Here is a 7064-nt window from a genome sequence, read left to right on the forward strand (position 1 = left end):
CCGCGCGCATCGAAGCACTCGCGGCGGTCGCAGGTCCAGTCTTCGGGGTCATCGGCGGCATGGGTCATGGCAAAAAAAGCCGTGCCGCCACCAAAACCGGCAGAGGCCTCGCGCTGCGTGGCCAGCAAGGCGGTGAGCTTTTGCTGCTGCGCGGGCAGGCGCTGGTGAAACGCGGCGGTGCGCACGGTGCCACGGTCGCTGCGGTTGGCGCCCAGCAGCCACTCGACCATGCCGATGAGGCGCAGTTGTCTGGCCTTGGGCCCGTGGTTCACCAGACTCAAGCTAATCTGCTTGACACGGGTTTGGGCGTCCACGCACCAGGTCACGCTGATGTCGATGGCCTCACGCTGGTGGCTGATGGTGGTGTAACCCTGGCCGTGCGTCACGTGAAAGCGCAACCCCGCCTCGGTACTGGCTGATGGCGTGAGTGGCCAAAGCGCCAGGGTTTTGCGGTCTTGCAGCAAAAACCATTCAGACGCGGGGTCGCCGACCGGGTCGTTGGACCAGGCGGTGAGCTGGTTCAGGCGGCTGTTGAGCGCCCAGGTGTAGCCGCCGCCAGCCTCGGAAATGTGGGCGCCAAAGTCGGGGTTGGCCAGCACGTTGATCCAGGGCCGCGCCGGGCGCTCGCTGGCGCTGACGTCAAAGCTGAATTCGCCGCTGCTGTCGGCAAACTGACCCTGCGAGGGCGTGTCGGCCTGGCTGCTGCCGGGGGGCAGGCGCAGCACCGCGGTGGCGGTCTCATGCCGTGCCACCAGGGCCTGTTCGTGCAGGCGGTTGAGTTCCTGCACATGAAAGCTCAGTGGCCGGCCATCGGCACGCAACAAGACTCTGGCCAGGCTGTGCAGCGTGCTCAGCTCGGCGTGGCTGAGTTCGTGGGCCTGGATCAGGTAAAAGCCGGTGCTCGACGGGTCACCATTGGCGCCGCAGTCGGCACGGTGGCGCTCACGCAGGGCGGCCAGTTCGTGTTGCAGTGTCATCTGGTACGAATTGGACTCGGTGTTGATCACCACCAGGTCGCAGGCCAGGCGGCTCCATGACCACAGGCTCAAGCCCTGCGCCAGGGCGCGCACCAGCCCCAGGCTTTGTGAGACGCCGGCTATCACCAAAATGATGGGGCGGTCGCCCGAAATGCCCAGGCGCCAGAGCAAGCGCCGGTCGCAGACCCCGCTGTCGGCGTTCTCGGGGCGCACGTGCCGCGCCTGCACCCGGGTCAGGCTCTGCACCAGCATGGAGGTGAGCGTTTGCATGGCGGTAAAGCTCTCGGCGCTGATGCGCAGTGCCCGCAAGCGGATGCTGGTCAGGGTGGCGGACATCAGCGAAGCCCGTTGCACGTTGGCAGCCTGGCGGTACTTGTCAACCACCGCCTGCAGGGTGGAACTGCTCAGTGAGGCGGCGGTGGCGAAGGTCAGACGGGCCTTGCTGCGCGGCGCGAGAACCAGCGTCACGGCGATGGCGCAGACCGGGTCCAGCCCTGTGTCCATGGGGTGGACCAAGTCGCCATCACCGTCCGGTGCCAGCTCGCAATCAGCCAGCAACTGATTCGCGTGCTGATTGCGCCCGCGCCAACGCTGGCGGTCGGTGGCGATGCGAATCCGGCGCAGGGGGATATTTGCATCGGTCAGGAAGTGGGCCATTTTCAGACCCTCCTCGCCGGGCAGTCGGGGTTTGCGTTCAAACCACAGGGCCTGATGCAAGGCCAGCCATTGGGCGGTGACAAACAGGTTGGCAAAGGCCGGATGCGCTTCGTCGGCGAGGGGGGCGGATAGCGTCACATCAAAGGCCGACGTAAGCTCAACTTCAAGGGGTTGATCGCTCAGGTTGCTGAGCGCCACCTGCCTGAACTCAATGTCATCCTCCGGACTGATCCATACCGTGGTGTGGCTCTGCAGCGTGGGCCATTGGGCGTCAAAACACACCCGGTCCGAATGAAACATGCTGTGGTAGGTGGCGTTGGGGTCGGGTGCCGGGTGCTGGGTGGTGGAGAACGCTTGTGGCTGACCGGCCCAACGCAGGTAAAAAAAGCTGCCGTGCGCATCGCGCAGCGCATCGTCGCGCCAGCGGCTGATGCCGGTCTGGTCCCAGCTGCTGTGGCCAGCGCCGTTGGCTCTGAGCAGCACGCTGTAGTGTCCGTTTGACAACAGCTGGGTCGGCTCGATCGCGGATTCGCCCGGCGACAAGGCCCGCAACATGCCTGGCGTGCGTCGGCGGTCCGAATACGATTGTGTTGCCAGGGGCAGGGCTTGCAACACCGGAATCTCACGCGGCACCCGCTCGTGCAGCAGCGATGACATCGCCTGGACATGGGCATTGGCCATGCCCCAGCGCTGCGCGCAGCCCTGTAGCAGCACATTGGCCAGCGCCACGATGCTCATGCCCTGGTGGTGCGCCATGAAAGTCTCAACCGGCGTGAAGGCATCGGTCCCGCTGCGCCCGACGCTCGAATAGTCAAGGGCCTCGATGAAGCCGTAGCGAGCGCGTGCTTGCAGCCCTTGCAGGGTTTTGAAATTCTCGCTGGCACAGTGGGGCAAGAGCTGGGCCGCCAGTGCGGTGGCGTAGGGCGCGATCACGAGTTCATCGGTCGGTGTGCGGCGCAGCGCCAGCCGGGGCACGCCGTGCGGCGCGTACTGGTAGGCCAGCGTGGCGTCGCTGGCCGCGTAGGCTGACTCGGAAATGCCCCAGGGCACACCCTGCGATTTGGCATAAGCGATGTGTTCACGCACGGCGGCGTGGCTGGCCTCATGCAGCACGCTGCCATAGGGCTCGTCCAGCACGGCGCCGGGCATCAGGTACTCGAACATGGAACCGGTCCAGGAGCGCAAGCCGGCCGCGCTGCCCACCGCAAAAAAAGGCCGGCCCAAGGCGCCCCAGTGGCGCACTGGCACATCGCCCTTGGCAATGGCCAGCAGGCTGGTCAGGCGCGATTCAGAGGCCAACAAGTCGTAAAAGCCGGCATCGCGCTGTTGCTCGGCCACCCGGTAGCCAATGTGAAACAGGTGCCGCCGGGGGCTGTAGAGGAAGCTGAAGTCAGGTTGCCAGGCCAGTTGTTCGAGCCTGCTGGCCAGGGTATGCAGGCGCTCGCTGAGGCCGGGCGCATCGGCGCTTTGGGTCTGCTTTTCCAATTTGTCCAAACTGGCCGACGCCAGGGTCGCCCGGTGATCCTGTAGCAGCCACCTGAGTTCTGCGCGTTGCGGCGCAGCCAGTTGGGTGCCCATCTTCAGCAGCGGTGCAAGCCGTTGTCTGGAGGCCTCGATGGCGCACATCGCGGCGTGGCCGTCAAAAGGTGCCAGCGCCAGCTCGCGGCACGCTTGGGCAACGGCCAACAAGTGGCCGCTGAGATTGCCGCTGTCCACCGTTGACACGTAGCTGGGCAACAGCGGCAGGCCGCTTTGGGTGTCGTACCAGTTCAGAAAGTGACCACGGTGGCGCTCCAGCGTGAGCAGCGTGGCCAGCGTGGCCTCCAGGCGGGTCAACAGGTCTTGCGTGCCGATCCAGCCGAAGCGGCGCGCGCAGGCCACACTGAGCAGGTACAGGCCAATGTTGGTGGGTGAGGTGCGGTGCGCCACCATGTTGTGGGGCAAGGTCTGCAGGTTGTCGGGCGGCAGGTGGCGGTCGTCGGGGCCAACGCAGCGTTCAAAATAGCGCCAGGTGTCGCGGGCAATGCCTGCCAGATAGACTTTCTCCTGGGCAGTGAGCTGGGCTTGCGCCTCGACCGAGGTGGTTCGGCTGACCAGCCAGGTCCACAGCGGTGAGGCCGCCCACAACAGGCACAAGCTGCCAGCCAGCCAGGGCGTGGGCGAGCCGACCCACAACAAGGCCGCCCACAGCAGCAGCGCCACCAGCGGTTCGGATCGGTGTTGCCGCAGCACGGCTGGCAGCGTGGTCTTGGCCTGCGCTTGCGCCACTTCGGCGGTGGTCCATTGCAGCAGGTGGCGCCGGCTGAAGATCATGCGGTACAGCGCGCGCCCGACCGCGTCGAGCGCCAGCAGCGACTGCTGCAGCAACTGCGCCAACAGCCACAGGCCACCGCACAAGGCGCGCGCCAGGTCGGTCAGGGCGGCGCGGTAGAAGTGGCCCACGGCCATGTCGTCGCGGCTGGGCGCCAGCCCGGCCAGGGTGCCCATCAGGGGCCCGGCGGAAAACGCCGCCAGCACCAGGCTCAGGGCCAGCCACGGCGACAGCACCCAACCGGCCAGGCTGGCCAGCAACAAGCCCAGCGACATCGGCGCAACCAGCGAGCGGCGCAGGTTGTCGAGCATTTTCCAGCGGTTGATGGCGCTCAGGCCATAGCGCGTGGGGGCCAGCAAAAACGGCAGCAGTTGCCAGTCGCCACGCGTCCAGCGGTGCACCCGCGAGGCCGCCACATCGGCATGAAAGGGCGCATCTTCGAGCACCATGATGTTGCTCACTGCGGCGCAGCGGGCGATGGCGCCTTCGAGCAGGTCATGACTGAGTACCTGGCCCTCGGGCAGCCGGTTGGACAGCACGGCATGCAGCGCCCGCACGTTGAGCAAGCCCTTGCCGATAAAGGTGCCCTCGGCAAATACATCCTGGTAAATTTCCGAACTGGCGGCACTGTAGGGGTCGATGCCGCACTGGCCGGCAAACAGCCAGTGGTAAAGGGTGAATTCCTTCACCGTCGGCAAAGGTGTGGCCACGCGCGGCTGCAGGATGCCATAGCCCGCCACCACCTGATGGCCGCTGGCGTCGAGGTGCGGCAGGTTGTGCGGGTGGGCCGCCACGCCGACCAATTCGCGCAGTTTGCCGGGCGGCAGTTGGGTGTCGCTGTCGAGCGTGACGATGTAGGGCAGGCCGGTCGCCATGCGCGAGTCTTCGCCGAGGTCCAGAAAAGCGCTGCTGCTGCCATGCGCCAGCGCCGCGATGAGCAGCTCCAGCTTGCCCCGTTTGCGCTCCCAGCCAATCCAGCGCTGCTCGCTGGGGCTGTAAAGCCGCGCCCGGTGCAACAGGATGAAGCGCGGCGCGGTGTGGCTGTCAAGCGCCGTCCGGGGATGACGCGCATTGAGCGCCCGGATGCCCTGGGTGGCGCTGCCAAGGCAAGCCGCGTCGGTGTCGGTGTTTGCCGTGTCGGCGTCGGCCCAGTCGGTGAGCAGGGCAAACTGGGCATGCGGTTCCGGGTTGGCCAGGTAATGCAGTTCCAGCCGATTCACCAAGGCCAGGGTGGACGCCGTGCCGGTGAGCATGCCGGGAATCACCACCATGACACCGTGCTCGCTCGGGATGCCCTTGGCAAACGCCAGCCGCGGCAAGTGCCGGGGTTTGAGTGATTCGCTGATGAGCCGGTGGATGACGGCGATGACCGCCTCGGACGCGGGAAACAGCGCCAGCGCCATCACCAGCCAGGTCAGCCCGGCTGAGTGTTCGGTGCTGTGGCGCTGCAATAGCCAAAACAAGGCAAACAGGATGCCAAAAAGGACACCCAGGTAGGTTGGCAAGGCCAGGCGACTGATGCACAGCGGCCAGTTCATGGCCCGGCTTGCCGGCAAGCCCAGGGCCTGCCAGAGTGCGGGCCGTCCGGCGCCGCGCAGCCAGTGCGCCGTGGCTGAACTGGCGACGTCGGTGGTCGTGGTCATCAAGCCCAGCAACTTGCGCGCCACGGTCACTTCAGACTGGTGGCTGCGGATGGCCAGCCGCTCAATCGCGTGCAGGGTCTGGTCGCGGGTGGTGGCGTCTTCTGCGGCAAACACCGGCAAGCCCAGCATCAAGTGCATCAAGGGGCTGCTTTGGGCGACGAGCTCGGGCCAATCCGCGTCTCCAATGGCACGCAGCGAGGTGATGGCGTTGCTCATGCTGAGGTTGTCGGCGGCCTGGTCGGCGCCTTGCTGGAGTTGGATGGCGGCCAGGTCGGGCAAGACGCCATGGAGCCAGTCCAGCAGCAGCGCCTGCGTGGGCGATGCGTCGGTGGGGTGCAGGTCTTGCAGGCGCTGGGCTATTTGCACCAGGAAAACGCGGCCAAGGCCACGCGCATTGAGCAAGTCAAGCAAGGCCTTGCAGGAACTCAGCGCAAGGGTGGCGATCTGGTCAATGCAGCGGTTGGCCACTTCACGCGCGGCCTTGTTGGTGGCGACACGGACCGCCAGGCGGCGCAAATTCTCGATCAGCACCACGCGCATGGTGGTGGGCAGCGCCCACATCTCGCTCAGCTTGAGTTCTCGTACCTCCTGGTAGGCGCACAAAAAATTCACCAGCATGGCCTGATCGAACGCACCGTCGGTGTGGGCCACAAAAGCCCAGGCCACGCCGTAAACGCGCGGCAAGCCGGCCAGCGGCTCATCGATCAGCTTGGGCAAGGCGGAGAAGTAGCTGCGCGGCAAGCCGGCGTTGATCTCGTTGAGCTGGGCCTCGATCAGGTGGAAATTGTCGAGCAGCCATTCGGCTGCCGGACTGATGTCGTAGCCGGCGCTGGCTTGCACACCGATGTACTGGTGGGCTTCGCGCAAGGTGGCCAGATTACCCTTGAGACGGGGGAAAAAGTTGCCGACCAGCGTGTTGGCACGCGTGGCGCGGTGGGTTTGCGCCAGACTGCGGCCATGTTGGGCAAAGCGCTGGGGGCCAAAAATCTCGGAGCGAATGGGCTGCAGCACCGGGCCGCGCGAGCGCGCCAGTTGCTGGCACAAAAGCGCCGGCGCATCGGGGAGCAGCGCACGCAGCTTGGGCTGCGTCAGACGCCTCACAGCATCCAAGCGCCGAGACCGATGACCAGGGCCAAGACCAGTAAAGTTGACACAAATCGTGTCGCCACAAAGCCGTTCATGACTTCTGTCGCACCATGCAGGGTCATTAAATGCCGGTGCAATTGTGGGCAGGCATTCAGGTGCTCGCCCAGCGCAAGCAGGTCGGCACGGGTTGATTTGGCGCTGTCGTTGTGGGCGGCAGTGCACCACGCAAGGCGCGTGTTGGTGGGGCTATGCATAAATAGCTCAGGGTTAACGTTGACCGGTGACTTCGATGTCAACGCGGCGATCAGGCTGCAGGCAGGAGATCAGTGCCGGGGTCACTTTGGTGCCGACACATTCACCCGGCTTGGTGACCGGGTCGGCGCCATTGAC

General features: G+C 65.7%; 2 protein-coding genes. Both read right to left on the reverse strand.

Annotated features, from left to right (window positions below):
• On the reverse strand, positions 1 to 6689 hold a 6689-nt coding region (locus IBX54_RS10785), incomplete at its 3' end, for a glucoamylase family protein (RefSeq protein WP_296542660.1).
• On the reverse strand, positions 6686 to 6928 hold the full coding sequence (locus IBX54_RS10790) for a hypothetical protein (RefSeq protein WP_296542659.1): 243 nt from the start codon (positions 6926 to 6928) through the stop codon (positions 6686 to 6688). The genes IBX54_RS10790 and IBX54_RS10785, both read right to left, overlap by 4 nt.
• Between the last annotated feature and the right edge of the window lie 136 nt (positions 6929 to 7064).

The organism is Rhodoferax sp. (assembly GCF_014859475.1).
In the GTDB taxonomy this organism is placed as follows: domain Bacteria; phylum Pseudomonadota; class Gammaproteobacteria; order Burkholderiales; family Burkholderiaceae_C; genus Rhodoferax.

Bases quoted from the DNA above. Each gene is read 5' to 3' on its own strand.
- IBX54_RS10790 (WP_296542659.1), bottom strand. From the start codon at position 6,928: ATGCATAGCCCCACCAACACGCGCCTTGCGTGGTGCACTGCCGCCCAC.